At 72.8% G+C, this 25,501-nt stretch carries 20 protein-coding genes; 14 read left to right on the top strand and 6 right to left on the bottom strand.

The genetic code is table 11. The features are described 5' to 3' along the window. Window positions 1-225 precede the first annotated feature (225 nt). From IE287_RS28190 to IE287_RS28170, 5 genes are all read left to right on the top strand, one after another. The gene (locus IE287_RS28190; RefSeq protein WP_189852031.1) at window positions 226-1,593 is read left to right on the top strand and encodes a diaminobutyrate--2-oxoglutarate transaminase family protein; all 1,368 of its coding nucleotides are present in this window, start codon (window positions 226-228) and stop codon (window positions 1,591-1,593) included. A gap of 38 nt (window positions 1,594-1,631) precedes the next feature. Further along, window positions 1,632-3,509, top strand: a complete 1,878-nt coding sequence (locus IE287_RS28185) for an IucA/IucC family protein (protein ID WP_189852030.1) — start codon at window positions 1,632-1,634, stop codon at window positions 3,507-3,509. A 96-nt stretch (window positions 3,510-3,605) separates the two neighbouring features. Next, on the top strand, window positions 3,606-4,400 hold the full coding sequence (locus IE287_RS28180; protein WP_189852029.1) for a GNAT family N-acetyltransferase: 795 nt from the start codon (window positions 3,606-3,608) through the stop codon (window positions 4,398-4,400). A 60-nt stretch (window positions 4,401-4,460) separates the two neighbouring features. Beyond that, window positions 4,461-6,281: an IucA/IucC family protein gene (locus IE287_RS28175; protein WP_189852028.1), complete on the top strand. Its 1,821-nt coding sequence runs from the start codon at window positions 4,461-4,463 to the stop codon at window positions 6,279-6,281. 50 nt (window positions 6,282-6,331) lie between these two features. After that, the gene (locus IE287_RS28170) at window positions 6,332-8,305 is read left to right on the top strand and encodes an ATP-dependent DNA helicase (RefSeq protein ID WP_189852027.1); all 1,974 of its coding nucleotides are present in this window, start codon (window positions 6,332-6,334) and stop codon (window positions 8,303-8,305) included. Window positions 8,306-8,438: 133 nt separating this feature from the next. On the opposite strand, the gene lexA is transcribed toward IE287_RS28170, so the two are convergent. Beyond that, a complete protein-coding gene (gene lexA / locus IE287_RS28165; protein WP_189852026.1) occupies window positions 8,439-9,227 on the bottom strand; it encodes a transcriptional repressor LexA in 789 nt (262 codons plus the stop codon). A gap of 440 nt (window positions 9,228-9,667) precedes the next feature. On the opposite strand from lexA, the gene nrdR reads away from it, so the two are divergent. Both nrdR and IE287_RS28155 read left to right on the top strand, forming a co-directional pair. After that, window positions 9,668-10,174, top strand: coding sequence for a transcriptional regulator NrdR (nrdR, locus tag IE287_RS28160; protein WP_189852025.1), 507 nt, complete (start codon window positions 9,668-9,670; stop codon window positions 10,172-10,174). A 173-nt stretch (window positions 10,175-10,347) separates the two neighbouring features. Beyond that, the gene (locus IE287_RS28155; RefSeq protein ID WP_189852024.1) at window positions 10,348-13,248 is read left to right on the top strand and encodes a vitamin B12-dependent ribonucleotide reductase; all 2,901 of its coding nucleotides are present in this window, start codon (window positions 10,348-10,350) and stop codon (window positions 13,246-13,248) included. A 102-nt stretch (window positions 13,249-13,350) separates the two neighbouring features. Here the strand turns inward: IE287_RS28155 and IE287_RS28150 are convergent, their stop codons facing one another. Continuing rightward, window positions 13,351-13,881: a TerD family protein gene (locus IE287_RS28150; protein ID WP_189852023.1), complete on the bottom strand. Its 531-nt coding sequence runs from the start codon at window positions 13,879-13,881 to the stop codon at window positions 13,351-13,353. A 242-nt stretch (window positions 13,882-14,123) separates the two neighbouring features. On the opposite strand from IE287_RS28150, the gene IE287_RS28145 reads away from it, so the two are divergent. Then, window positions 14,124-14,729, top strand: a complete 606-nt coding sequence (locus tag IE287_RS28145; protein ID WP_189852022.1) for a YdbC family protein — start codon at window positions 14,124-14,126, stop codon at window positions 14,727-14,729. Between the two features lie 32 nt (window positions 14,730-14,761). Here IE287_RS28145 and IE287_RS28140 read toward each other — a convergent pair whose 3' ends face one another. Next, complete coding sequence (locus IE287_RS28140; protein ID WP_189852021.1) at window positions 14,762-15,427, bottom strand: TetR/AcrR family transcriptional regulator; 666 nt, start codon at window positions 15,425-15,427, stop codon at window positions 14,762-14,764. Between the two features lie 91 nt (window positions 15,428-15,518). On the opposite strand from IE287_RS28140, the gene IE287_RS28135 reads away from it, so the two are divergent. Genes IE287_RS28135 through IE287_RS28125 form a run of 3 tightly spaced genes read left to right on the top strand, consistent with a single transcriptional unit; the run spans window position 15,519 to window position 18,467 of the window. Then, the gene (locus tag IE287_RS28135) at window positions 15,519-16,847 is read left to right on the top strand and encodes an ATP-binding cassette domain-containing protein (RefSeq protein ID WP_189852020.1); all 1,329 of its coding nucleotides are present in this window, start codon (window positions 15,519-15,521) and stop codon (window positions 16,845-16,847) included. Between the two features lie 33 nt (window positions 16,848-16,880). Continuing rightward, a complete protein-coding gene (locus tag IE287_RS28130) occupies window positions 16,881-17,540 on the top strand; it encodes a histidine phosphatase family protein (RefSeq protein ID WP_189852019.1) in 660 nt (219 codons plus the stop codon). A 12-nt stretch (window positions 17,541-17,552) separates the two neighbouring features. Beyond that, window positions 17,553-18,467, top strand: a complete 915-nt coding sequence (locus IE287_RS28125) for an ADP-ribosylglycohydrolase family protein (protein WP_189852018.1) — start codon at window positions 17,553-17,555, stop codon at window positions 18,465-18,467. A 49-nt stretch (window positions 18,468-18,516) separates the two neighbouring features. On the opposite strand, the gene IE287_RS28120 is transcribed toward IE287_RS28125, so the two are convergent. After that, window positions 18,517-20,070 (bottom strand): MFS transporter, encoded by a 1,554-nt coding sequence (locus tag IE287_RS28120; RefSeq protein WP_189852017.1) that lies wholly within the window; start codon window positions 20,068-20,070, stop codon window positions 18,517-18,519. Window positions 20,071-20,203: 133 nt separating this feature from the next. Here IE287_RS28120 and IE287_RS28115 point away from each other — a divergent pair, with 133 nt between their 5' ends. From IE287_RS28115 to IE287_RS28105, 3 genes are all read left to right on the top strand, one after another. Then, window positions 20,204-20,830: a TetR/AcrR family transcriptional regulator gene (locus tag IE287_RS28115; RefSeq protein ID WP_189852016.1), complete on the top strand. Its 627-nt coding sequence runs from the start codon at window positions 20,204-20,206 to the stop codon at window positions 20,828-20,830. An 84-nt stretch (window positions 20,831-20,914) separates the two neighbouring features. Further along, on the top strand, window positions 20,915-21,622 hold the full coding sequence (rnhB, locus tag IE287_RS28110) for a ribonuclease HII (RefSeq protein WP_189852015.1): 708 nt from the start codon (window positions 20,915-20,917) through the stop codon (window positions 21,620-21,622). 106 nt (window positions 21,623-21,728) lie between these two features. Further along, on the top strand, window positions 21,729-22,355 hold the full coding sequence (locus IE287_RS28105; RefSeq protein WP_189852014.1) for a hypothetical protein: 627 nt from the start codon (window positions 21,729-21,731) through the stop codon (window positions 22,353-22,355). Between the two features lie 52 nt (window positions 22,356-22,407). Here IE287_RS28105 and IE287_RS28100 read toward each other — a convergent pair whose 3' ends face one another. Further along, window positions 22,408-23,034, bottom strand: a complete 627-nt coding sequence (locus IE287_RS28100; protein WP_189852013.1) for a hypothetical protein — start codon at window positions 23,032-23,034, stop codon at window positions 22,408-22,410. 228 nt (window positions 23,035-23,262) lie between these two features. Then, on the bottom strand, window positions 23,263-25,446 hold the full coding sequence (locus tag IE287_RS28095) for a RecQ family ATP-dependent DNA helicase (RefSeq protein ID WP_189852012.1): 2,184 nt from the start codon (window positions 25,444-25,446) through the stop codon (window positions 23,263-23,265). Window positions 25,447-25,501: the final 55 nt, after the last annotated feature.

Raw genomic sequence — 25,501 nt, 5'->3', positions numbered from 1 at the left:
GCCCGGGATCCGGTCGGGACCCAGGCCCAGCTCCGAGCCGGTGTCCCGGCCCAGGCCGCAGGTGGTCCTCCGGTCCGCACCTCTGCCGGCGCCCCGGCTGCGGAGGTTGCCGACAGCGGCGGCGGCAGCGGCAGCGGTGGTGGCGGTGGTGGCGCGGAGGGCCACGGCCGGGGGAGGGGCACCGCGGGGGAGCCCTCGGCGTCGACGCGGCGGGGTTACGGCACGGTGGCCGGGGGCGGCTACGAGGCCATCCTGCGGCGGCAGTCCCAGCGCGAGTCCGCCGCCCGCACCTACGCCCGCTCGCTGCCGATCGTCCCGGTCCGCGCCCGCGGCCTGACCATCGAAAGCGCCGACGGCCGCCGCTACCTCGACTGCCTCTCCGGCGCCGGCACCCTCGCGCTCGGCCACAACCACCCGGTCGTCCTCGAAGCCATCCACAAGGTCCTCGACTCCGGCGCCCCCCTCCACGTCCTCGACCTCGCGACCCCCGTCAAGGACGCCTTCACCTCCGAACTCTTCGCCACCCTCCCTCCGGAACTCGCCGCCGACGCCCGCATCCAGTTCTGCGGCCCCGCCGGCACGGACGCCGTCGAGGCCGCCCTGAAACTGGTCCGCACCGCCACCGGCCGGCGCGGCCTGTTCGCCTTCACCGGCGCCTACCACGGCATGACCGCCGGGGCCCTCGCCGTCTCCGGCGGCGCCGAGGACGTCCGCGTCACCCGCCTCCCGTACCCCCAGACGTACCGCTGCCCCTACGGCGTCGGCGGCGAGCGCGGCGCCGAGCTCTCCGCCCGCTGGACCGAGACCCTCCTCGACGACCCCAAGAGCGGTGTCACCACCCCCGCCGGGATGATCGTGGAGGCCGTCCAGGGCGAGGGCGGGGTCCTGCCCGCCCCCGACACCTGGATGCGCCGCATGCGGAGCATCACCGCCCGGCACTCCGTCCCCCTCGTCGTCGACGAGGTCCAGACCGGCGTCGGCCGCACCGGCGCCTTCTGGGCCGTCGAGCACAGCGGCGTCGTCCCCGACGTGATGGTCCTCTCCAAGGCCATCGGCGGCTCCCTCCCCCTCGCCGTCATCGTGTACCGCTCCTCCCTCGACTCCTGGGAACCCGGCGCCCACGCCGGCACCTTCCGCGGCAACCAGCTCGCCATGGCCGCCGGCACCGCCACCCTCGCGTACGTTCGGGAACACCGCCTCGCCGAGCGGGCCGCCACCCTCGGCGCCCGGATGCTCGCCCACCTCCAGGGCCTCCGCGCCGCCCACCCCTGCGTCGGAGACGTCCGGGGCCGCGGCCTCATGATCGGCGTCGAGCTCGTCGACCCCGAGGCCGCCGGTCCCGGCCATCCCGTCCCGCCCGCCGCCCCGGCACTCGCCCGGGCCGTCCGGCGCGCCTGTCTCGACCGCGGACTCATCGTCGAGCTCGGCGGCCGGCACTCCGCCGTCGTGCGTCTCCTTCCCCCGCTCACCCTCACCGACGAGCAGGCCACCGCCGTCCTGGACCGCTTCGCCGACGCCCTCGCCGCCGCCGAACGGGCCCACGTCCCCCGGCCGCCCGCCCCCCACCGGCCCGTCCCCGGACCGTCCCACTGACCCGGACCGCCCCCGGCCCCCTCTCCAAGGAAACCCGCGTGAACGTCACCCCCACCTCCCAGGTGCCCGAGACCGAGACCCGCCCCGACACCGAGGAGCACACGGTCCCGCGCCAGCACACCGGCCCCGGCGCCCTCCGGACGTCCCGCCCCGAAGCCGCCCCGGCAGCCGACCCGCACCGGCCCGGCACCCCCGGCCCCGACCCGCTCGACGACCCCGACCCCCAGCGCGCCGCGGACGCCGCCGCCCTGGAGAACCTCCTCCGCTGCTGGGTCCGGGAGAAGAACCTCCCCGCCCCCGACACCTCCACCCTCCGCGTCCCCCTCGACGCCACCGGCACCGCCCTCCTCGTCCCGGTCGCCTACTGGTCGCCCACCGGCTGGCACCGCTTCGGCGCCCCCTCCCTGGAAGGCCTCCCCTCCACCGCGCCGACCGTCGACGCCGTCACCCTCGCCGCCCTGCTCAGCCGCGAGACCGGACGCCCCGAGGCCACCGAACTCGTGGGCCGCGTCGCCGACTCCGCCCGCCGCACCGCCGACTTCCTCACCGCCCGCCGCCGCGACCCCCGGCCCCACCCCGACGCCGACCTCTTCCTCGCCGCCGAACAGTCCCTCCTCCTCGGCCACCCCCTCCACCCCACCCCCAAGAGCCGCGAAGGGCTCTCCGAGGCCGAGTCCCGTCTCTACTCACCCGAGCTCCACGGCTCCTTCTCCCTCCACTGGTTCGCCGTCGACCACTCCCTCCTCGTCTCCGACTCCGCCTGGACCGAGCAGGGCCGCCACGTCACCGCCGAGCAGCTCGCCGCCGGTCTCGCCGAAGGCCTCGCGCACCCCACCGGCACCGCCCCCCTGCCCCTGCACCCCTGGCAGGCCCGCGAGCTCCTCCACCGCCCCGACATCCGCGTCCTCCTCGACCGGGGCCTCCTCCACGACCTGGGCCCGCACGGCAGCCACTGGCACCCCACCTCCTCCGTCCGCACGGTCCACCGCCCCGGCGCCCGCGCCATGCTCAAGCTCTCCCTCGGCGTGCGCATCACCAACTCCCGCCGCGAGAACCTCCGCAAGGAACTCCACCGCGGTGTCGAGGTCCACCGTCTCCTGCGCACCGGCCTCGTCGACGAGTGGCAGGCCGTCCACCCCGGCTTCGACATCGTCCGCGACCCCGCCTGGCTCGCCGTCGACGCCCCCGACGGGGCCCCCGTCCCCGGGCTCGACCTGATGATCCGGCACAACCCCTTCGGCCCCGGCGACGACGCCGTCTGCCTCGCGGCCCTCACCTCCCCCCGTCCCCGTCCCGGCGCCACCGGCATGAGCTCCCGCCTCGCCGAGCTCGTCGGCCGGCTCGCCGCCCGCACCGGCCGCCCCGTCCCGGCCGTCTCGGCCGAGTGGTTCCTCCGCTACCTCGACCAGGTCGTCCGGCCCATCCTCTGGCTCGACGGTCACGCCGGCATCGCCCTCGAAGCCCACCAGCAGAACACCCTCGTGCTCCTCGACGCCGACGGCTGGCCCACCGGCGGCCGCTACCGCGACAACCAGGGCTACTACTTCCGCGAATCCCACCAGGCCGAACTGGAGGGCCGCCTCCCCGGCATCGGCGCACACAGCGACACCTTCGTCTCCGACCAGGTCACCGACGAGCGCTTCGCCTACTACCTCGGCATCAACAACGTCCTCGGCCTGATCGGCGCCTTCGGCGCCCAGCGCCTCGCCGACGAGCGGATCCTGCTCGCCGCCTTCCGCTCCTTCCTCACCTCCGCCACCGGTCTCGGCTCACCCCTCCCGCACCGCCTCCTCGAAGCGTCCACCCTTCGCAGCAAGGCCAACCTCCTCACCCGTCTCCACGGTCTCGACGAGCTCGTCGGCCCCGTCGACACCCAGTCCGTCTACGTCACGGTCACCAACCCCCTCCGCGCCTGAGCCCCGGCGGCCCACCCCCGCCGCCCCCGGCCCGCACCCACCGACCCGCCCCCGGCCACCCCTCGCCGGGGCGTCCACGAACCACGAAAGCGCCTCATGTCCATACATCCGGACCACAGACAGTCCGCCGGCACCACCCCCTCACCGGCCGACCCGACGGACACCCCCGCGGCCGACCCGGCGGGCGACGACACCCTCGACCTCCGCGTCGACGACCTCGTCGCCCTCCTCACCGGGCGACAGCCGGCACCCACGATCGCGGCCCATCCGACGGGCACCGCCGATGCCGATGCCGATGCCGGCGACGCCCGCCTCGACGGTGACCTGCTCGACTCCGTCGCCTCCTGGTCCCCGGCGGACACCCGCTTCGGCAGCTTCCGTCTCACTCCCGTCCGCCCGGCCCGCGACCTGGCCCTCCTCACCCGGTGGATGAACGACCCCGCCGTCGCCGCCTTCTGGGAACTCGCCGGACCCGAGACCGTCACCGCCGACCACGTCCGCGCCCAGCTCGAAGGCGACGGCCGCAGCGTCCCCTGCCTCGGCGTGCTCGACTCCGCCCCGATGAGCTACTTCGAGATCTACCGCGCCGACCTCGACCCGCTCGCCCGCGCCTACCCGGCCCGTCCCCACGACACCGGTATCCACCTGCTGCTCGGAGGCACCGCCGACCGAGGCCGCGGGGTCGGCACGGCCCTCCTGCGGGCCGTCGCCGATCTCGTCCTCGACCACCGCCCCCGGTGCACCCGCGTCGTCGCCGAACCCGACATCCGCAACACCCCCTCCGTCTCCGCCTTCCTCAGCGCAGGCTTCCGCTATGCCGCGGAGATCGACCTGCCCGACAAACGAGCCGCGCTCATGATCCGCGACAGGGCCCTCCGTCACGTTCTGTGAACACCCTCTGCCTTTGATACACCGCTCGACCCACACCGGTTCCCACTTCGAGGAGTCTTTGTGACGCCGTCCCCAGCACCCCACGACTCCGCACGACCCGCGGCGACCGCCCCCGCCCCCGAACTGCTCGCGCCGCCCGAGCTCAACCCCGCGGCCTGGGCCCGCGCCTCCGCCCGTACCCTCGCCAAGGCCCTCGGCGAGTTCGCCTACGAGGAGATCCTCGAACCCGCCCCGGCCGACGACGGCGCCCCCGGCCGGTACGCCCTCGCCCTGGACGACGGCACCTCCCTCGCCTTCACCGCCCGCCGCGGCGCCTACGGCAGCTGGCGCGTCGACCCCGACACGATCACCCACGACGGCCGGCCGCTGACCGACCCGCTCGCCCTCCTCGTCGGGGCACGCGGACTCCTCGGCCTCGACGGCGCCACCCTCGGGCACCTCATCCGCGAGCTCTCCACCACCCTCGCCGCCGAGGCCCGCCTCGACCACACCGCCCTCCCCGCGGGCCGCCTCGCCGACCTCTCCTACGCCGAACTCGAAGGCCACCAGACCGGGCACCCCTGGCTCGTCCTGAACAAGGGCCGGATCGGCTTCTCCGCCGGCGACGCCGCCCGCTGGGCCCCGGAGGCGCGCCGCGCCACCCGCCTCCCGTGGATCGCGGTCAGCGACCGCATCGCCGACTACCGGGGCGTCGACGGCCTCGACACCCCCGACCGCCTCTACGCCCGCGAACTCGACCCCGGCGTCCGGGACGCCTTCCGCGCCGAACTCACCGCCCGCGGCCTCGACCCCGAGGCCTACCTGCTGCTGCCCGTCCACCCCTGGCAGTGGGACGAGATCCTGCTGCCGCTCTACGCCCCCGCCGTCGCCTCCGGCGCCATCGTCCCGCTCCCCGCCGACGGCGACCTCCGCCTGCCGCAGCAGTCCATCCGTACCTTCCTCAACACCAGCCGCCCCGACCGGCACACCGTCAAACTCCCACTCTCCGTCCTCAACACCCTCGTCTGGCGCGGCCTCCCCACCGAACGCACCCTCGCCGCCCCCGCCGTCACCGCCTGGGTCCACGGCCTGCGCGACGCCGACGCCTTCCTCCGCGAGGAGTGCGGCGTGATCCTCCTCGGCGAGGTCGCCTCCGTCACCGTCGAGCACCCCCTCTACGACCGGCTGCCGGAGGTCCCCTACCAGTACAAGGAACTCCTCGGCGCGATCTGGCGCGAACCGCTCCGCCTGCCGCCCGGCGAGCGCGCCCGCACCCTCGCCTCCCTGCTCCACACCGACCCGGCGGGCCGCGCCTTCGTCGCCGAGCTGGTCGAGCGCTCCGGCCTGGCACCGGCCGTGTGGCTCCGGCGCCTGTTCGCCGCGCTGCTGCCGCCCCTGCTCCACTTCCTCTACCGCTACGGCACGGTCTTCTCCCCGCACGGCGAGAACGCGATCGTCGTCTACGACGACCGGGACGTCCCCGTCCGGCTGGCGATCAAGGACTTCGTCGACGACGTCAACATCAGCGCCCACCCCCTCCCCGAGCACGAGGCGATGCCCGACGACGTCCGCGCCGTCCTCCTCACCGAGGAGCCCGGCTTCCTCACCCAGTTCATCCATTCGGGGCTCTTCGTCGGCGTCTTCCGCTACCTCGCCCCGCTGTGCGAGGAACAACTCGACGTCGCCGAAGCGGACTTCTGGTCCCTGGTCCGCGCAGAGATCCTCCGCCACCAGGAGCGGTTCCCCGAGCTGAAGGAGCGGTTCGAGCTCTTCGACCTGCTCACCCCACGGATCGAGCGGCTCTGCCTCAACCGGAACCGGCTGCACATGGACGGCTACCGGGACCGCTCCGACCGCCCGCACGCGGCCGTCCACGGCACCGTCCCCAACCCCCTCGCGTGATTCCGGGGAGTGCCTCCGCTGTCGGTGCGGCCCCGTAGTCTGGGACGGCTATGACGAAGCCATCCCTCCCCGACCTCCTCCACGCCGCCGTCGCCGCCGTCGGCGGCACGGAGCGGCCCGGCCAGGTCACCATGGCCGAGGCCGTGGCCGAGGCCATCGACGACAATTCCCACCTGCTCGTCCAGGCGGGCACCGGCACCGGAAAGTCGCTCGGCTACCTGGTGCCGGCGCTCGCCCACGGGGAGAGGGTGGTGGTCGCCACCGCCACCCTGGCGCTCCAGCGCCAGCTCGTCGAGCGCGACCTGCCGCGGACGGTCGACGCGCTCCATCCGCAGCTGCGCCGCCGTCCGCAGTTCGCCATGCTCAAGGGCCGCTCGAACTACCTGTGCCTGCACCGCCTCCACGAAGGCGTCCCGCAGGACGAGGAGGACGGCCTCTTCGACCCCTTCGAGGCGGCCGCGCCCACCAGCAAGCTCGGCCAGGACCTGCTCCGGCTGCGCGACTGGGCGGACGAGACGGAGACCGGCGACCGGGACGACCTGACGCCCGGAGTCTCCGACCGGGCCTGGGCCCAGGTCTCGGTCTCCTCCCGGGAGTGCCTCGGCGCGAGCAAGTGCGCCTACGGGGCGGAGTGCTTCGCCGAGGCGGCGCGGGAGCGCGCCAAGCTCGCCGACGTCGTCGTCACCAACCACGCCCTCCTCGCCATCGACGCGATCGAGGGCGCCCCCGTGCTGCCCCAGCACGAGGTGCTGATCGTCGACGAGGCCCACGAGCTGGTCTCCCGGGTCACCGGCGTCGCCACCGGCGAGCTCACCCCGGGGCAGGTGAACCGGGCGGTGCGCCGGTCCGCCAAGCTCGTGGACGAGAAGGTCGCCGACCAGCTCCAGACCGCGGCGGAGGGCTTCGAGCGGGTCATGGAGCTGGCGCTGCCGGGCCGCTTGGAGAAGGTTCCGGAGGACCTGGCGTACGCCCTGATGGCACTCCGTGACGCGGCCCGCGCGGTGATCACCGCGCTGGGGAACACCCGGGACCGCTCGGTGCAGGACGAGGACGCCGTCCGCAAGCAGGCGATGGCCTCGGTCGAGACCGTGTACGGCGTCGCGGAGCGGATCACCCAGGGCTCCGAGTGGGACGTCGTCTGGTACGAGCGCCACGACCGCTTCGGCGCCTCGCTGCGGGTCGCGCCGCTCTCGGTCTCCGGGCTGCTCCGGGAGAAGCTCTTCACCGAGCGCTCCGTCGTGCTGGCCTCCGCCACCCTGAAGCTCGGCGGCGACTTCAACGGGGTGGGTGCCTCCCTGGGCCTCGCGCCCGAGGGCACCACCGGCGACGACCTGCCCGTCTGGAAGGGCATCGACGTCGGCTCCCCGTTCGACTATCCCAAGCAGGGCATCATGTACGTCGCCAAGCACCTGGCCAAGCCGGCCAGGGACGGCGACCGCGGCGACATGCTGGACGAGCTGACGGAGCTGATCCAGGCGGCCGGCGGCCGGACCCTGGGGCTCTTCTCCTCCATGCGGGCCGCCCAGCTGGCGGCGGAGGAGCTGCGGACCCGGATCCCCGAGTTCCCGATCCTGCTCCAGGGCGAGGACACCCTGGGCGAGCTGATCAAGAACTTCTCGGCCGATCCGCGGACCTGCCTCTTCGGCACGCTGTCGCTCTGGCAGGGCGTGGACGTGCCGGGGGCCAGCTGCCAGCTGGTCGTCATGGACAAGATCCCCTTCCCGCGCCCGGACGACCCGCTGATGAGCGCGCGCCAGAAGGCGGTCGAGGAGGCCGGGGGGAACGGCTTCATGGCGGTCGCCGCGACGCACGCGGCGCTGCTGATGGCCCAGGGGGCCGGCCGCCTGGTCCGGGCCACCGGCGACCGGGGAGTCGTGGCCGTCCTGGACCAGCGCCTCGCCACCGCGCGGTACGGCAGCTATCTGAAGGCCTCGATGCCCGACTTCTGGTACACGACCGACCGCAATCAGGTGCGGAAGTCGCTCGCGGCGATCGACGCCAAGGCGAAGGCGGACGGCGCCTGAGTCCGGCGGCGGACGCACGTCCGGCCCCGGCGGATGCCGGGGCCGGACGAGAGCCAGGAGAGAGCGGGACGAACAGCGGGCCCCGGGACCGGCGCAGTGGGTCCCGGGGCCCGGTCGAAGCCGGCAGGTGGGGTCACACCCTCCGCAGTACGGCGACCACCTTGCCGAGGATCGTGGCCTCGTCACCGGGGATGGGCTGGTACGCGGCGTTGTGCGGGAGCAGCCAGACGTGGCCGTCCTCGCGCTTGAAGCGCTTCACGGTGGCCTCGCCGTCGAGCATGGCGGCGACGATGTCGCCGTTCTCCGCGACGGGCTGGCGGCGGACCGTGACCCAGTCGCCGTCGCAGATGGCGGCCTCGATCATGGAGTCGCCGACGACCTTGAGGACGAACAGCTCGCCGTCGCCGACGAGCTGCCGGGGAAGCGGGAAGACGTCCTCGACGGACTCCTCGGCCAGGATGGGACCGCCGGCCGCGATCCGGCCCACCAGGGGCACGTAGGACGCGGCGGGCTTGCCGGTGGTGTCGGTCGGCTGGGTGCTGGGCTGGTCCGATCCGCGGACCTCGTACGCCCGGGGGCGGTGCGGGTCGCGGCGGAGGAAGCCCTTGCGCTCCAGGGCCATCAGCTGGTGGGCCACCGACGACGTGCTGGACAGGCCGACGGCCTGTCCGATCTCGCGCATCGACGGCGGGTAACCGCGCCGCTGGACCGAGTCGCGGATGACTTCGATGACCCGGCGCTGGCGGTCGGTGAGGCCGGAGCTGTCGGCCCTGATGCCTGGAGGCCTTCCGGGGAGGGCTCGGGTGGGGCGCCCGGGCTCCTCGCCGTTCATGGCGGTTTCGTTCATGGCGTGCACCGGCTCGAGTCGGCCCTGGGAGCGGTCCTGGGCGGTGATGGTGGCGCTGTCTGCGGTGGTGGTCACGTCGTCGGCCCCTCTCGAATGGTCTCCCTGGCTGGCACAACGGTAGTAGCTTTCGAAAGGTTGCGCCAAACACACGTTCGAGTGAAAATCCGCAGATTGCCTTACACGTGTGCGAGTGGGGGTGTATGGGGGGTGGGTCCTCCAGGGCCGATCCCGCCCTTACGGTAGCCTTCCCCGCTGGGCTCCCGGGCCCCGGCGCGCCCTCCCAGTCTCCCATTCGCGGAGCATGGGCGCGGCTTCGGGGACCCCGCGACACGCGGGTGGTGTCGAAGCGACCTGAACCCAAGATCTAGTGGTTGGATGTCACCGGCCGCCCAGGGATAGTGGTCCCCGGTCTACCGGGGTGCCGTCCATCGCCTATGCTGGTGGTCGCTTCGAGGGCCTTGACGGGCCCCGCGGGGCTGTTCAGTGATGCCATCAGGAAGAGGGTCGGAACCGCGATGCACTGCCCCTTCTGCAGGCACCCTGACAGCCGGGTCGTGGACAGTCGCACCACCGATGACGGCACGTCCATCCGACGCCGCCGCCAGTGCACCGACTGTGCCCGCCGTTTCACCACGGTGGAGACCTGTTCGCTCATGGTGGTCAAGCGCTCCGGCGTCACCGAGCCCTTCAGTCGCACCAAGGTCATCTCCGGCGTCCGCAAGGCGTGTCAGGGACGACCGGTCACCGAGGACGCCCTGGCCAAGCTCGGTCAGCGGGTCGAGGAGGCGGTGCGCGCCACCGGCAGTGCCGAGCTGACCACCCATGACGTGGGCCTCGCGATCCTCGGGCCGCTGCAGGAGCTCGACCTCGTCGCGTACCTGCGCTTCGCGTCCGTGTACAAGGCCTTCGAAGGCCTCGAAGACTTCGAGGCCGCCATCGCGGAACTCCGCGTGCGGCCTCCCGCTGAGAACGGCGGTGCGGGTGCCCCCGAGGTTCCCGCCCCCGCCGGTACCGCCGACTGATGGCGGCCCGGGCCCTCGCGGGCCCGGCACCGGTCGCCGTGCGGCCGTGAAGACCTGCCCCGGGCGACCTGTGCGGTGCCCGTGGGTCAAGCAGTACAGAACGTAGTACAGACGACGGTGCTCTGGGATTATCTGGGCGCCAAAGGGTGTTTTGCCCGTATATGGGAGGCGGCATGACAGAGACGGCGAGCGGCCCGGCACGTGGTTCCCGCACCAAGGGAGCCAAGGCGGCGAGCAAGGGCCTGCGGATCGAGCGCATCCACACCACCCCCGGCGTGCATCCGTACGACGAGGTGGCCTGGGAGCGCCGTGACGTCGTCATGACCAACTGGCGCGACGGCTCGATCAACTTCGAGCAGCGCGGCGTGGAGTTCCCCGACTTCTGGTCGGTGAACGCGGTCAACATCGTCACCAGCAAGTACTTCCGCGGGGCCGTCGGCACCCCGCAGCGCGAGACCGGTCTGAAGCAGCTCATCGACCGCATCGTGAAGACCTACACGAAGGCCGGCGAGGAGTACGGCTACTTCGCCTCGCCCGCCGACGCGGAGATCTTCGAGCACGAGCTCACCTACGCGCTCCTCCACCAGATCTTCAGCTTCAACTCGCCGGTCTGGTTCAACGTCGGCACGCCGCAGCCCCAGCAGGTCTCCGCCTGCTTCATCCTGTCCGTCGACGACTCCATGGAGTCGATCCTCGACTGGTACAAGGAAGAGGGCATGATCTTCAAGGGCGGCTCCGGCGCCGGCCTGAACCTCTCCCGCATCCGCTCCTCCAAGGAGCTGCTCTCCTCCGGCGGCAACGCCTCCGGCCCGGTCTCCTTCATGCGCGGTGCCGACGCCTCCGCCGGAACGATCAAGTCCGGTGGTGCCACCCGTCGCGCCGCCAAGATGGTCATCCTCGACGTCGACCACCCCGACATCGAGAACTTCATCGAGACCAAGGTCAAGGAGGAGGAGAAGATCCGCGCCCTCCGTGACGCGGGCTTCGACATGGACCTGGGCGGCGACGACATCACGTCCGTCCAGTACCAGAACGCCAACAACTCGGTCCGCGTGAACGACGAGTTCATGAGGGCCGTGGAGTCCGGCGGCAAGTTCGGCCTGCGTGCCCGCATGACCGGCGAGGTCATCGAGGAGGTCGACGCCAAGGCGCTCTTCCGCAAGATGGCCGAGGCCGCGTGGGCCTGCGCCGACCCGGGCATCCAGTACGACGACACGATCAACCACTGGCACACCTGCCCCGAGTCCGGCCGCATCAACGGCTCGAACCCGTGCAGCGAGTACATGCACCTGGACAACACGTCCTGCAACCTCGCGTCGCTGAACCTCATGAAGTTCCTCAAGGACGACGGCAAGGGCAACCAGTCCTTCGACGTCGAGCGCTTCGCCAAGGTCGTCGAGCTCGTCATCACCGCGATGGACATCTCCATCTGCTTCGCGGACTTCCCCACCGAGAAGATCGGCGAGAACACCCGCGCCTTCCGCCAGCTCGGCATCGGCTACGCCAACCTCGGCGCCCTGCTGATGGCGACCGGCCACGCGTACGACTCCGACGGCGGCCGCGCGCTCGCCGGTGCCATCTCCTCCCTGATGACCGGTACGTCGTACAAGCGCTCCGCCGAGCTCGCCGCGGTCGTCGGCGCCTACGACGGCTACGCCCTCAACGCCGAGCCGCACCAGCGCGTCATGAAGCAGCACGCCGACGAGAACACCAAGGCCGTCCGCGTGGACGACCTGGACTCGCCGATCTGGGCCGCCGCCACGGAGGCCTGGCAGGACGTGATCCGCCTCGGCGCCAAGCACGGCTTCCGCAACGCCCAGGCGTCGGTCATCGCCCCGACCGGCACCATCGGTCTCGCGATGTCCTGCGACACCACCGGTCTCGAGCCCGACCTCGCCCTGGTCAAGTTCAAGAAGCTCGTCGGCGGCGGCTCGATGCAGATCGTCAACGGCACCGTCCCGCAGGCCCTGCGCCGCCTGGGCTACCAGGAGGAGCAGATCGAGGCGATCGTCGCCCACATCGCCGAGCACGGCAATGTGATCGACGCCCCGGGCCTCAAGACCGAGCACTACGAGGTCTTCGACTGCGCCATGGGCGAGCGCTCCATCTCCGCGATGGGCCACGTCCGCATGATGGCCGCCATCCAGCCCTGGATCTCCGGCGCCCTCTCCAAGACCGTGAACCTGCCGGAGACGGCCACGGTCGAGGACGTCGAGGAGGTCTACTTCGAGGCGTGGAAGATGGGCGTCAAGGCGCTCGCGATCTACCGCGACAACTGCAAGGTCGGCCAGCCGCTCTCCGCCAAGAAGAAGGAGGACGAGAAGGCCGAGGTGACCGCGAAGACCGAGGCGACGATCCGCGAGGCCGTCGAGAAGGTCGTCGAGTACCGCCCGGTCCGCAAGCGCCTCCCGAAGGGCCGCCCGGGGATCACCACCTCCTTCACCGTCGGTGGCGCCGAGGGCTACATGACCGCCAACTCCTACCCGGACGACGGTCTCGGCGAGGTCTTCCTGAAGATGTCGAAGCAGGGTTCGACCCTCGCGGGCATGATGGACGCCTTCTCCATCGCCGTCTCCGTCGGTCTGCAGTACGGCGTCCCGCTGGAGACGTACGTCTCGAAGTTCACCAACATGCGCTTCGAGCCGGCCGGCATGACGGACGACCCGGACGTGCGGATGGCGCAGTCGATCGTCGACTACATCTTCCGCCGCCTGGCGCTGGACTTCCTGCCCTTCGAGACCCGCTCGGCCCTCGGCATCCACTCCGCCGAGGAGCGGCAGCGCCACCTGGAGACCGGCTCCTACGAGCAGGCCGACGACGTCGACGTCGACGTGGAGGGGCTGGCCCAGTCCGCCCCGGTCGCCACGGAGCTGAAGGCCGTCGCCGCCCCCGCCCCGGTGGTCAAGGCCGAGGTCCCGGCCCCCAAGCAGGCACACACCTCGGCGGAGCTCGTCGAGATGCAGCTCGGCATCAGCGCCGACGCCCCGCTCTGCTTCTCCTGCGGCACGAAGATGCAGCGGGCCGGCTCCTGCTACATTTGCGAGGGCTGCGGCTCCACCAGCGGTTGCAGCTGATCCCGGCAACGGCTGATCAGTGACTGACGAAGGGGACCGACCACGGGTCGGTCCCCTTCGGCGTGCCCGGAGCCTGCGGAGACGGAGCCGGTGCGGGCGGTGTCAGGGGCGGGGCGTGCCCATGAGGGAGCCGAAGGACTCCGGGTCCGTGTCGAAGCCCCGCGGCAGGGGACGGAACGTCCAGCCCGCCGAGCCGTCGCGGACGAATTCGACGACGGTCGAGGCGGTGGCGTCGGCGACGCCGGCGAAGTCGTACGTGAGCAGTTCCGTGTAGCCCTCGCTGACGCGGACCTCGGCGTGGGCTATCCGGCCGAAGACCACCCGGCCGCCGCCCTGCTGCACCGCCACGCCGACCACCACGCGCGTGTACCGGTCGGCCAGCCGGTCCAGTTCGAGCGTCATCGCCTCGTCGTAGCCGAACCCCTGCCCCGTACGGCTGTCGCGGAGGAGGGTGATCGTCCCGTCGGGGGAGCGCCGGCCGAAGTGGACGAGCTGGGCGGGCGTGCCGTGGGAGTCGTCCGCGGTGAAGACCGCGGCGACGAGATCCAGGTCGTGCGCCGGCGCCCCCGCCGGCGCCGGGTCCCACTTGAGCGCCACCTCGACCTTGCCGACGCCCTTGTTGAGTCCGCTCACGGTGCCTCCCCTTTCCCCGTGTCCCCGTGAAGACCCGACGCCCCGGGCCTCACTTCATGGTGTCACGCGTGTACGACAGTTGGGCCGGAGGAGGCCGCCGAGCCCGGTTCCGGGGCGGCTACGTGCCGGATCTCGACGTCCGACTGGCCGGAAAGGACTGGGCCCTGACGGGGGCTCACGCCGGGTCGCCCATCTGTGGTGACGGTCTGCCGGGGCGCTCCTCCGCCCCGTACGATGGCGCGGTGCTGGTCAAGTGGATTCGCTGCGCCGTCGTGGACCGTCGAGGCTTCGAGCGAGGGCAGCGGAAGTGGGCGGGGCTGCTCGGGGAGCCGGGATTCCGCGGGCAGGGCGGCGGCTGGAGCCGGGCCCGTCCCGAGATCGCGCACATCTTCGCGTTCTGGGAGAGCCGGGCCTTCTACGACTCCTTCATGGCCCGCTCGCACGACCGGCTGGCCGCCGCGCAGGTCGGCACGTACCGGGACGCGCAGGTCAAGCTCTTCGACCACCGCTTCGACGTGAAGACCGGTTTCGAGCCGAAGTTCTCCGATGCGGACGTGGCGCGGGTGGCGCACTGCCGGATCCACGAGGAGCGCGTGGAGCACTTCGCGCTGATGCAGGAGAAGGTGTGGAACCCGGCGATGGCCGGGTCCCCGGGCATGCTGCGCGGCCTGTTCGGCGAGGCGCCCGGCCACGAGTTCCTGGTGCTCTCGCTCTGGAACTCCGCCGCGGAGCACGGCAAGTACCGCGAGGAAAGGGTGGAGCGCCTCGGTCTGCGCGCGCAGACCGAGGCCGACGTGGCCGCCCTCTCGGGTGACGTGGTGCGGCTCGAACCCACCTGGACCGTGTGAGCCGGATCGGCTGATCCGTACCGCCCGGGTGTTCAGTCCTTGTTCCGGGCGCCGGTGACGGGGGCGCCCGTCCGCCGGGTGTAGACGCCCGCCGCCACCGCCGCCAGCGCCGCGTCCGCCGCCTGGTCGGCCAGGGATCCGTCGACGGGTTCGCGGGTGACGAAGAGGCGGAGGAAGAGTGGCGCGGAGACGGCCCGGACCACCGCTCCAGCGTCGGTGGCGGCGGGCGCCTCGCCCCGGTCGACGGCCCGGCTCACGACCTCCTCGCAGCGCCGGAACCGCTCGGCGTAGAAGGAGTGCAGGGCGTCGGCGGCGCGCGGCGACTGGAACGCGGCCCCGACGAAGGCGGTGGGCGCCGCGGCGCGGGCCGGGTCCCCGAATCCCTCGACGACCTCCCTGGCGAGAGCACGCAGATCGCCGGCGAGGGAGCCGGTGTCGGGCGGGGTCCAGGAGTCCTCCCCGGCGAGGTCGAGGGCGTCGGCCACCATGCCCTCCACACCGCCCCAGCGGCGGTAGAGGGTGGTCTTGTGCACGCCCGAGCGCTCCGCCACGTACTCCACGGTGAGGGACGGGTAGCCGTGCTCGGCCAGTCCGGTCAGGACGGCGTCCCGGACCGCGGCGCGGGTGCGGGCGGTCCGGCCGCCGGGGCGGCGGCTGCCGGGGGCCGGGGCGTCGGGGTCCTCGATCGAGTCGTTCAATTGCCACTCCCGTTGCGTTAGTGGTGGAGAGTGTGCCACACTCGCGATTAATGCAACACGGGTAGTGTTTGCTGTATCTCCGGGAGGTGCCGTGCCCGCACAGATCTCGCTCCACGACGTCACCGTCTCCCGAGGGGAGCGGATACTCCTCGACCGCGTCTCGCTCTCCGTCCGCCCCGGTGAGCGGATCGGGATCGTGGGGGAGAACGGCGCGGGCAAGTCCACCCTCCTCCACCTGCTCGCCGGCACCGCCGCGCCCGACGACGGCCGGGCCGTGACGCCGGCCGACGAGAGCCTGCGGCTCCTTCGCCAGACCCCCGAGCTGCCGCCCGGGGACACGGTGGCCGACGCCGTCGACTCGGCCCTCGCGGAGTTCCGCGGCATGGAGGCGCGCCTGCGCGCCCTGGAGACCCGCCTCGACGGCGCGCCCGCCGACGACCTCGCCGCGTACGGGGAGCTGCTCACCGCCTACGAGCTCCGCGGGGGATACGAGGCCGACGCCCGCGTCGACAAGGCCCTCCACGCCCTCGGGATCGCCCACATCGCCCGCGACCGCCGGCTCGGCAGCCTCTCGGGCGGTGAGCAGGCCCGGCTCGGCATCGCCTGCGCCGTCGCCGCCGCACCCGAGGCGCTCCTGCTCGACGAGCCCACCAACCACCTCGACGAAGCCGCGCTCGACTGGCTGGAGGAGTCCCTCCGGAACCACCGGGGCACCGTCGTGGCCGTCTCCCACGACCGCGTCTTCCTGGAGCGCGTCACCACCGCCCTCGTCGAGGTCGACGCCGACCGCCGCGCCCTCGTCCGCCACGGCGAGGGGTACGCCGGCTTCCGCGCCGCCCGTGAGGCCGCCCGCCTGAGGCGAAGGCAGGAGTTCGGGGAATGGCAGGCCGAGACCGAGCGCCTGAAGGCCTACGCGGAGGGCGCGGCCCGCGCCGTGGCCGTGGGCCGCGGCATGAAGGACAACAACAAGATGGCCTACGACCGGGCAGGAGGCCGGGTCCAGGCCTCGGTCTCCGGACGCGTCCGCAGCGCCCGGGAGAGACTGCGGCGGCTCCGGGCGGATCCGGTGCCCGAGCCGGCCCCGCCCCTCGCCTTCGCCGCCCGACCCGAAGCCGGCACGGCCCACGGTGAGCTGATCTTCCTGGACCGGGTCCGGGTCGGGGAGCGCCTCGCCGTCGACACCCTCACCGTCCGGGCCGGCGAGCGGCTGCTGATCCACGGTGGCAACGGCGCGGGGAAGTCCACCCTGCTGCTCCTCGACGAGCCCGCCAACCACCTGGCCCTCGGCCTCGTCGAAGAGCTCGAACGGGCGCTGGAGGAGTGGCCCGGCGCCGTCGTGGTGGTCTCGCACGACCGCGAGCTGCGGCGCCGCTTCACCGGCCGGACGTGCCGGATGGATGCCGGCCGCCTGCCCGACTGAGCCGAACGGGGCGACTCCCTCTAGGGTCGGACCATGGCACGACCGCGGCGCATCGTTCTCGTACGGCACGGAGAGTCCGAAGGCAATGTCGACGACACCGTCTACGAACGGGAGCCCGACCACGCCCTCCGGCTCACCGCGACGGGCCGGCGCCAGGCGGAGGAGACGGGGGAGCGGCTCCGGGAGCTCTTCGGCGACGAGGCGGTCAGCGTCTACGTCTCGCCCTACCGCCGTACCCACGAGACCCTGCAGGCCTTCCGGCTCCCGCCGGCTCGGACCCGGATCCGCGAGGAGCCCAGACTGCGGGAGCAGGACTGGGGCAACTGGCAGGACCGGGAGGACGTGCGCCTCCAGAAGGTCTACCGGGACGCCTATGGACACTTCTTCTACCGCTTCGCGCAAGGGGAGTCGGGAGCCGACGTCTACGACCGGGTCGGAGCCTTCCTGGAAAGCCTCTACCGCAGTTTCGAGGCCCCTGACCATCCGCCCAACGTCCTCATCGTCACCCACGGCCTGACCATGAGGCTCTTCTGCATGCGCTGGTTCCACTGGAGCGTGGCCGAATTCGAATCCCTGTCGAACCCGGGCAACGCGGAGACCCGCGTCCTGCTGCTCGGAAAGGAGGGGCGCTACCGACTGGACCGCCCGTTCGAACGCTGGTGTACCCCGGAACCGTACGGTCCCACCGGATAGAGTGGCGCACCGATGACCGCTGACTCCTCATTCGACCGGCGCTTCGACCGCGCCCTCGCCAGTCTGCGCGGACTGGCCGTGGGGGACGCACTGGGCTCCCAGTTCTTCGTCCCCGCGCACTACCCCCTCCTGAAGCGGCGCGAACTGCCGCCCGGTTCCTGGCAGTGGACCGACGACACGGAGATGGCCTGCTCCGTCCTCGCCGTCCTCGCCCGGCACGACCGCATCGACCAGGACGCCCTGGCCGCCTCCTTCGCCGAACACCACGACTTCGACCGGGGCTACGGTCCCGCCGTCAACCGGATGCTCCGCCTGATCCGGGAGGGCGGCGACTGGCGCGAGCTGTCCGCCGCGCTCTTCAAGGGGCAGGGCTCCTGGGGCAACGGCGCCGCGATGCGCATCGCTCCGCTCGGAGCCTGGTACGCCGACGACCCCGAGCAGGCCACCCACCAGGCCGAGATCTCCGCCTACCCCACCCACCAGCACCGCGAGGCCGTCGTCGGGGCCATGGCCGTCGCCGCCGCGGCCGCCCTCGCGGCCGACCCGGCGGGGCCGCCCACCCCCGAGGCGCTGCTCGACGGGGTCATCGCCCTGGTTCCGCGCAGCGCGGTCGGCGCGGGGCTCCGCCGGGCCCGCGACATGCTGGACTACGGCGACGCCGGTACCGTCGCCGCCGTGCTCGGCAGCGGCCGCCGGACCAGCGCCCACGACACGGTGCCGTTCGCCCTCTGGTCGGCGGCCCGGAGCCTCGGCGACTTCGAGGCGACCTTCTGGACGACGGCCCAGGTCGGCGGCGACGTCGACACGACCTGCGCGATCGCCGGCGGCGTGGTGGCCTCCTCGGGGGCGGGCGCGCCGCCCCCGGACTGGTTGGACCGGACCGAGGCGCTGCCCGCATGGGTGCCGGAGGAAGCCGCCCGGGGCTGAACGCGGCGGATGCCCGGGCCCCTCGGGGCCCGGGCATCCGCGCCGGCCGTCAGGCCGCGGGCCCCGCGGCCCCGGCCTTGCCGCTGAGCGCCTCCAGGTCGCTCCTGCGGACCCGGATCACCAGGACGGCGGTGAGCAGCGCGACCGCGACCATCGCCACACCCGCGACGAACGCGGTCGAGATCCCCGAGGTCAGCACCTCGTGGCTCCACGGCGCCGGGAGCTCCTTCGTCCGCAGGAAGGCGGCCTGCTGCTCCGGCGTCGCGGTGGCGAGGAAGTCCGCCGCCTGCTTCTCGCCCTCGGAACGGCTCGCGGTGCCGAAGACCGTCACCAGGATGGAGAGGCCCAGCGAGCCGCCCACCTGCTGCGTCGCGTTGAGCAGTCCGGACGCGGCACCGGCCTCGTGCTGGGCCACGCCCGATACGGCCGTCAGCGTCAGGGTGACGAAGTTGAGGCCCATCCCGAAGCCGAAGAGGACCATCGGGCCGAGGACCCCGCCGACGTAGCTGCTGTCCGCCTCGATGAAGGTCAGCCAGAACAGGCCGAGGCCCGTGATGGTGGATCCCGCCACCATGAACGGCTTCGGACCGACGGTCGGCAGGAAGCGCTGCGACAGCCCCGCGCCGGTGACGATGGCCACCGTCACCGGGAGGAAGGCGAGACCGGACGCGATCGGGGAGTACCCCAGTACGCCCTGCACCCACAGGACGATGAAGAAGAACATGCCGAACATGGCGGCCGCGAGGCTCAGCATGATCACGTACGTGCCGGAGCGGTTCCGGTCGGCGAACATCCTCAGCGGCGTGATCGGTTCCTTCGCGCGCGACTCGACCAGGGCGAAGGAGGCGAGCAGCAGCACTGCGGCGACGAACGAGCCGATCGTCAGCGAGTCCTTCCAGCCGTTCTCCGAGGCGCGGATGAAGCCGTAGACCAGCGCGGCCATGCCGAGCGTCGAGGTCGCCGCCCCCGCGATGTCGAACCGGCCGGGGTGGCGTTCCGACTCGTTGATGTACCGGGGTGCGAGGAACGCGATCAGCAGGCCGATGGGCACGTTGACGAAGAGCACCCAGCGCCAGTCCAGCCACTCGGTGAGCATGCCGCCCGCGAGCAGTCCGATCGCGCCGCCGCCGGCCGAGACGGCGGCGAAGACGCCGAACGCCCGGTTGCGCTCGGGGCCTTCGGGAAACGTGGTGGTGATCAGGGCGAGCGAGGTGGGCGAGGCGATCGCACCGCCCACGCCCTGCAGCGCCCGCGCGGCGAGCAGGTGCCAGGGCTCCTGCGCGAAGCCGCCGAGGAGCGAGGCGAAGGTGAAGATCAGGATGCCCGCCATGAAGACCCGGCGGCGTCCGAGGATGTCGCCGGCCCGCCCGCCGAGGAGCAGCAGCCCTCCGAAGGTCAGCGTGTAGGCACTGAGCACCCACGACAGGTCGGTGGTGGAGAAGGAGAGCGCGTCCTGGATGTGCGGCAGCGCGATGTTCACGATCGTGGCGTCGAGGACGACCATCAGCTGGCAGGCGGCGATGACCGTCAGGGCGATTCCTGGCCGGCCCCCGGAGCCGGCCAGGCCTTTCTCGGCCTGTGTGTCGACCGGAGTCGTTGTCACTATGGATCCCCCACGAAAGAATGAGTGAACGTGACCGTTCACTGTTCTTCACGGTAGTGAGTCCCCATCAGTGAACGCAACCGTTCACTGAGCACTGCCGGTGGTTCGTTTCGGCCCCAACGGAGAGACCCTGATGATGACTTCGCGCTCCACGGCCGCCGCCCGGCCGGACGGAGCGACGCCGCGCAGGCGCGGGCCGGTGCTCGAACGCGCCATCCTGGAGGCCGCGCTCGACCAGCTGGGCAGCGTCGGATGGAACGGCCTGACCATGGAGGGTGTCGCCCTCCGCGCGCAGACGGGTAAAGCCGCGGTGTACCGGCGCTGGCCGTCCAAGGAAGACCTCGTCGCCGACGCCCTGCGCGCCGGACTGCCCCGCTTCGACGAGGCCCCCGACCTCGGCGGCGTCCGCGACGAGCTGTACGAGCTCTGCCGCCGGGTCCGCGACGTGATGAACTCGCGCCCCGGCCTCGCCCTGCGTGCGGTGCTTCACGAGTGCGACGAAGAGGCCGCCGTGCGCTTCCGCGCCCTGATCGAGACGGGTGTCGTCGGCCCCTCGAAGCGGCTCTTCGGACAGGTGCTGGAGCGCGGGATCAGGCGGGGAGAGGTGCGAGCCGCCGCGCTCGACGACCTCGTCCTCGACGTCATCCCTGCCCTCATGATGTACCGCTCGAAGGTGTGCGGCAGCGAATGGGCGGACGATGAGATCGCCGACATCATCGACCGGATCATGGTGCCGCTGGTGCGCTCGGGACCGGCCTGACCGTCCCCGCGGCACGGCGGGGGAGCGCCTGACGGGAATCCGGGTACCGCGCGCGGTACCCGGCGGCGTAACCTGTCAGGCGCCATGCCGTATGAACCCCCTACCCACACCGTCGAGCGGTCGCTCCGCGCCACCACCGGCGCCAGGACCGTCGCCGGGGTCGACGAGGTCGGACGCGGGGCATGGGCCGGGCCCGTCACCGTGTGCGCGGCCGTCACCGGCCTGCGCCGTCCCCCCGAGGGACTGACCGACTCCAAACTGATCACCCCGAAGCGGCGCACCGCCCTCGCCGCCGAGCTGGAGCGCTGGGTCACCGCCTACGCGCTCGGCGAGGCGTCCCCGCAGGAGATCGACGAACTAGGGATGACCGCCGCCCTGCGCCTCGCGGCGGTCCGGGCCCTCGACGCCCTCCCGGTCCGCCCGGACGCGGTGATCCTCGACGGCAAGCACGACTACCTCGGCAGCCCCTGGCGGGTGCGCACGGTGATCAAGGGCGACCAGTCCTGCATCGCCGTCGCCGCGGCCTCCGTGATCGCCAAGGTGCGCCGGGACGCCATGATGGCCGAGCTGGAGAGCGGCCCCGGGGGTGCCGGCTACGGCTTCGCGGCCAACGCGGGCTACCCTTCGCCCGTCCACAAGGCCGCCCTCGAGGAGCTGGGGCCCACCCCCTACCACCGGCTCTCCTGGTCCTACCTGGACGCCATGCCCCGATGGCGCCACCTCAAGAAGGTCCGCCTCTCCGCTGAGGCGGCCGCTCTGGAGAGCGGGGGCCAACTCGGCTTCGACTTCTGATCTTCCGGCCGCGGGGCCTCACCGACGAGGTCCCGCCGGACCGGGGGCGCCCCCGTGCGCCCACCCGACGATGCCGTCCGAAACGGCATTTGATAGACATCCACCCATGCCTCTCCCTCCCGAGGAGCCTCAGATTCACGAGAGCGCCCAGGGTCCTAGCGCCACCGCGGCCGCCGGCCGCCCCGCGCCGACCCCCCGTCCCGTACCCGGTCCGCGTTCGGCGGCCTCCCCGCGTCCCGGTCGCCCGGGTCCCGGCTCGGCCCGTCCCGGCCCGCCGGCCCAGCGGCCCGTTCCCGGTCCGCCCACGCCCAAGAGCCGTCCGGAGAATCGTTCCGGCGACGGCACTCCCCAGCTCCAGGTCATCCCGGCCCCGGCCGACGGCGCCCTCGACGCCGCCGAGGAGGCCCTCGACCTCCTGCTGGACACCGGCCGGTCGCCCGGTGAGGTCCTGGTGCTCACCACCGGCGACCGCCACCCGTGGGCCGCCCACGAACTGTCCTTCGGCGAAGCCTCCTACTGGGCCCAGCAGGACAGCGGCGAGGACGTGTTCTTCGCCGACGCAGCCTCGGTGGACCGGGTCGCCCCCCGCCCCGTGGTGATCGTCGCCGTCAACGGCGGCGACGACGAGGTGGCCGACCGGGCCCTCCCGGTCGCCCTGTCCCGCGCGGGCGCCCTGCTCGTGGTCTGCGGCGACTCCCAGCGGGTCACCGCGGTCCTCGGCGCCGGCGTCTGACCGGTCGCGTCTCCGCCGGGCCGGCAGCGGCCCGGCGGAGCGACCGGGCGATTCAGCGCGCCGCGGCCCTGCGCAGGGGCTCGGCCGCCCCGCCGGCCGTCCTCGGCACGAGGTGACCGAGGTCGCCGGTCGGCTCGCCGAGCGCGAGCGGCGTGGAGTCCGAGCTCGGCCTGCGGCCGCCCCGGCCCTCGCCGAAGACCTGCCAGCCCGCCTTGGTCAAGGTGATGTACGCGCCGCAGCGCAGTCCGTGGAGCGTGCACGCGTCACGGAGCCCCCACATCCAGGCCCCGTCCTCCTCCGTCCAGCGCTCGTCGCCGTCACGGCAGTAGACGAGCACCGCCGTGCGGACGGGGGTGCGACGCCGCAGGTCGTGCGGGACGACGCGCCGCAGATGGGCGAGGAGGGCGTTCCGGAACTCCCAGCCGTCGGCCGGGCCCGGGCGGCGCACGAACGAGGCACTGGCGGTGAGGCGCTCCTCGTGGTCGAGCACCGCCACCACGGCGGTCGTCGGCAGGGGGTGGTGGCGGGAGTGCAGTCCGCTCACGACCTCACGTGGACTGCGCAGCAAGGGAATTCCGGCCGCGGCCCAGTCGGCGGGCTCCACCATCCGGGCGAGTCGGCTGGCGGAGGCTGAGCTCGAGCCGAGCGAGGCGGTGGACGGAGCGAATCCGAGGGTCACGGTCCTCCCTTCGGATACGCGCCCGCGAGGCGGGCAAGGTCGGGTGAGGGCGCAGCACGGCACAGTCCTTCCGGACCGCTTCGAGCCGTGTGGGGCGGTTCCCCAATTCTGGCGTGGCCCGAGCGGGGGCGGCAACGAGCAATTGAGGCAGCTGACGGTAATGAACCGTTATGCCACTGATATCCCTGCCCAGTTACCCAGTATTCACTCGCCGTTTCCCGACCCTTCTCAGCCCTGGGCGGCGAGCACCAGAGGAAAGACTCCCTCCGCCCCGGACCGCCGCAGCAGACGCGCCGCCACGGCCAGGGTCCAGCCGGTGTCGGACAGGTCGTCCACCAGGAGCACCGGACCGCCCGCCGAGGCCACCCGGTCCGCCAGTCCGGGCGGGACCTCCAGGGCCTTGTGCAGTCCGATCACCCGCTGGGCGCTGTTGGTCCGGGACAGGCGCACGTCCTCCGCCCCGGGCGCGTACTCCACCGTGCCGAGCAGGGGCATCCGCCCGATCTCGGCGATCCGCGCGCCGAGCGAGCCGACCAGGACGGGTCGCCTCCGCGAGGCGACCGTGACCACTCCGGCCGGCCGGGGCGGGGCGTCGGCGGAGCCCGAAGCCCAGCCGCCCGGTCCCTTCGCCCAGTCGGCCAGCACCTGGACCACCGCCTGCACCACGTCGTCCGGCACCGGCCCGTCCGGCGCCGAGTCGGCGAGCAGCGGACGGAGCCGGTTGCCCCAGCCGATGTCCGACAGGCGGCCGAGGGCCCGGCCGCCGAACGCCAGCTCACCGGCCGGGATCCGTCCCTTGAGGTCGACCCCCGCGGCGGCCAGCCCCGTCGGCCACATCCGGCGCGGCTCCACCTCCACGCCCGGCCGGCCGAGCTCGCCCCGGGCCGCGTCCAGCGCCGCGTCGGTGACCTTCGGGTCGAACCGCGGGCCCGCGCAGTTGTCGCAGCGGCCGCAGGGCGCGGCCTCCTCGTCGTCCAGCCGGCGCCGCAGGAACTCCATCCGGCACCCGGTCGTAGTGGCGTACTCGCGCATCGCCTGCTGCTCCGAGGAGCGCTGCTCGGCCACCCACGCGTACCGCTCGGTGTCGTACGCCCACGGCCGGCCCGTGCTCTCCCAGCCGCCCTTGACCCGCCGCACGGCCCCGTCCACGTCCAGGACCTTGAGCATCGTCTCCAGCCGGGTCCGGCGCAGCTCGACCATCGGTTCCAGCGCGGGCAGCGACAGCGGCCGGCCCGCGGCGGCGAGCACGTCGAGGGTCCGGCGCACCTGCTCCTCCGGGGGGAAGGCGACGGAGGCGAAGTACCGCCAGATCGCCTCGTCCTCCTTGCCCGGCAGCAGCAGCACCTCCGCGTGCTCCACCCCGCGTCCGGCGCGGCCGACCTGCTGGTAGTAGGCGATCGGCGAGGAGGGCGATCCGAGGTGCACCACGAAGCCGAGATCCGGCTTGTCGAAGCCCATGCCGAGCGCCGAGGTCGCCACCAGCGCCTTCACCCGGTTCGCCAGGAGGTCGTCCTCGGCCTGCTGGCGATCGGCGTTCTCCGTGCGTCCGGTGTAGGAGGCGACCGGGTGCCCGCACTGACGGAGGTACGCGGTGACCTCCTCGGCCGCGGCGACGGTGAGGGTGTAGACGATCCCGGAGCCGGGCAGCTCGTCCAGGTGGTCGGCGAGCCAGGCCAGACGGTGGGCCGCGTCGGGCAGCGCGACCACGCCGAGGCTGAGGGACTCGCGGTCCAGCGGGCCGCGCAGGACGAGGGCGTCGGTGCCCGCGCCGGTGCCGAGCTGCTCGGCGACGTCCGCGGTCACCCGGGCGTTCGCCGTGGCGGTGGTGGCGAGCACCGGCACGCCGGCCGGGAGGTCGGCGAGCATCGTGCGGAGCCGCCGGTAGTCCGGCCGGAAGTCATGACCCCAGTCGGAGATGCAGTGCGCCTCGTCCACCACCAGCAGTCCCGTGGCGGCCGCGAGCCGGGGCAGGACCCGGTCCCGGAAGTCCGGGTTGTTCAGTCGCTCGGGGGAGACGAGCAGGACGTCGACCTCACCCGCGGCGACCTCCTCGTTGACCCCCTCCCACTCCTCGGTGTTCGACGAGTTGATCGTCCGTGCCCGGATGCCCGCTCGCGCCGCCGCGTCCACCTGGTTGCGCATCAGGGCGAGCAGCGGCGAGACGATGACCGTGGGCCCGCTGCCGCGCTCGCGCAGCAGGGAGGTCGCCACGAAGTAGACGGCCGACTTGCCCCAGCCGGTCCGCTGGACCACGAGGGCCCTGCGGTGGTCGGCGACCAGCGCCTCGATGGCGCGCCACTGGTCCTCGCGCAGTCTCGCCGTGCCGGTCGGGTCCCCGACGAGTCGGGCCAGTACGGCGTCGGCCTGGGCGCGGAGCGCGGCACGGTCTTCCGGTCGGTCTGCGTGGGTCATGCGTCCATGCAACCCGATGCCTCGGACATTCGGCGAACGGGCTGCCGATCTGTGG

This window comes from Streptomyces omiyaensis, from assembly GCF_014650895.1.
GTDB lineage: Bacteria > Actinomycetota > Actinomycetes > Streptomycetales > Streptomycetaceae > Streptomyces > Streptomyces omiyaensis.
Note: the sequence above shows the minus strand (reverse complement) of the source record. Positions and strands in the feature narration are given on the sequence as shown.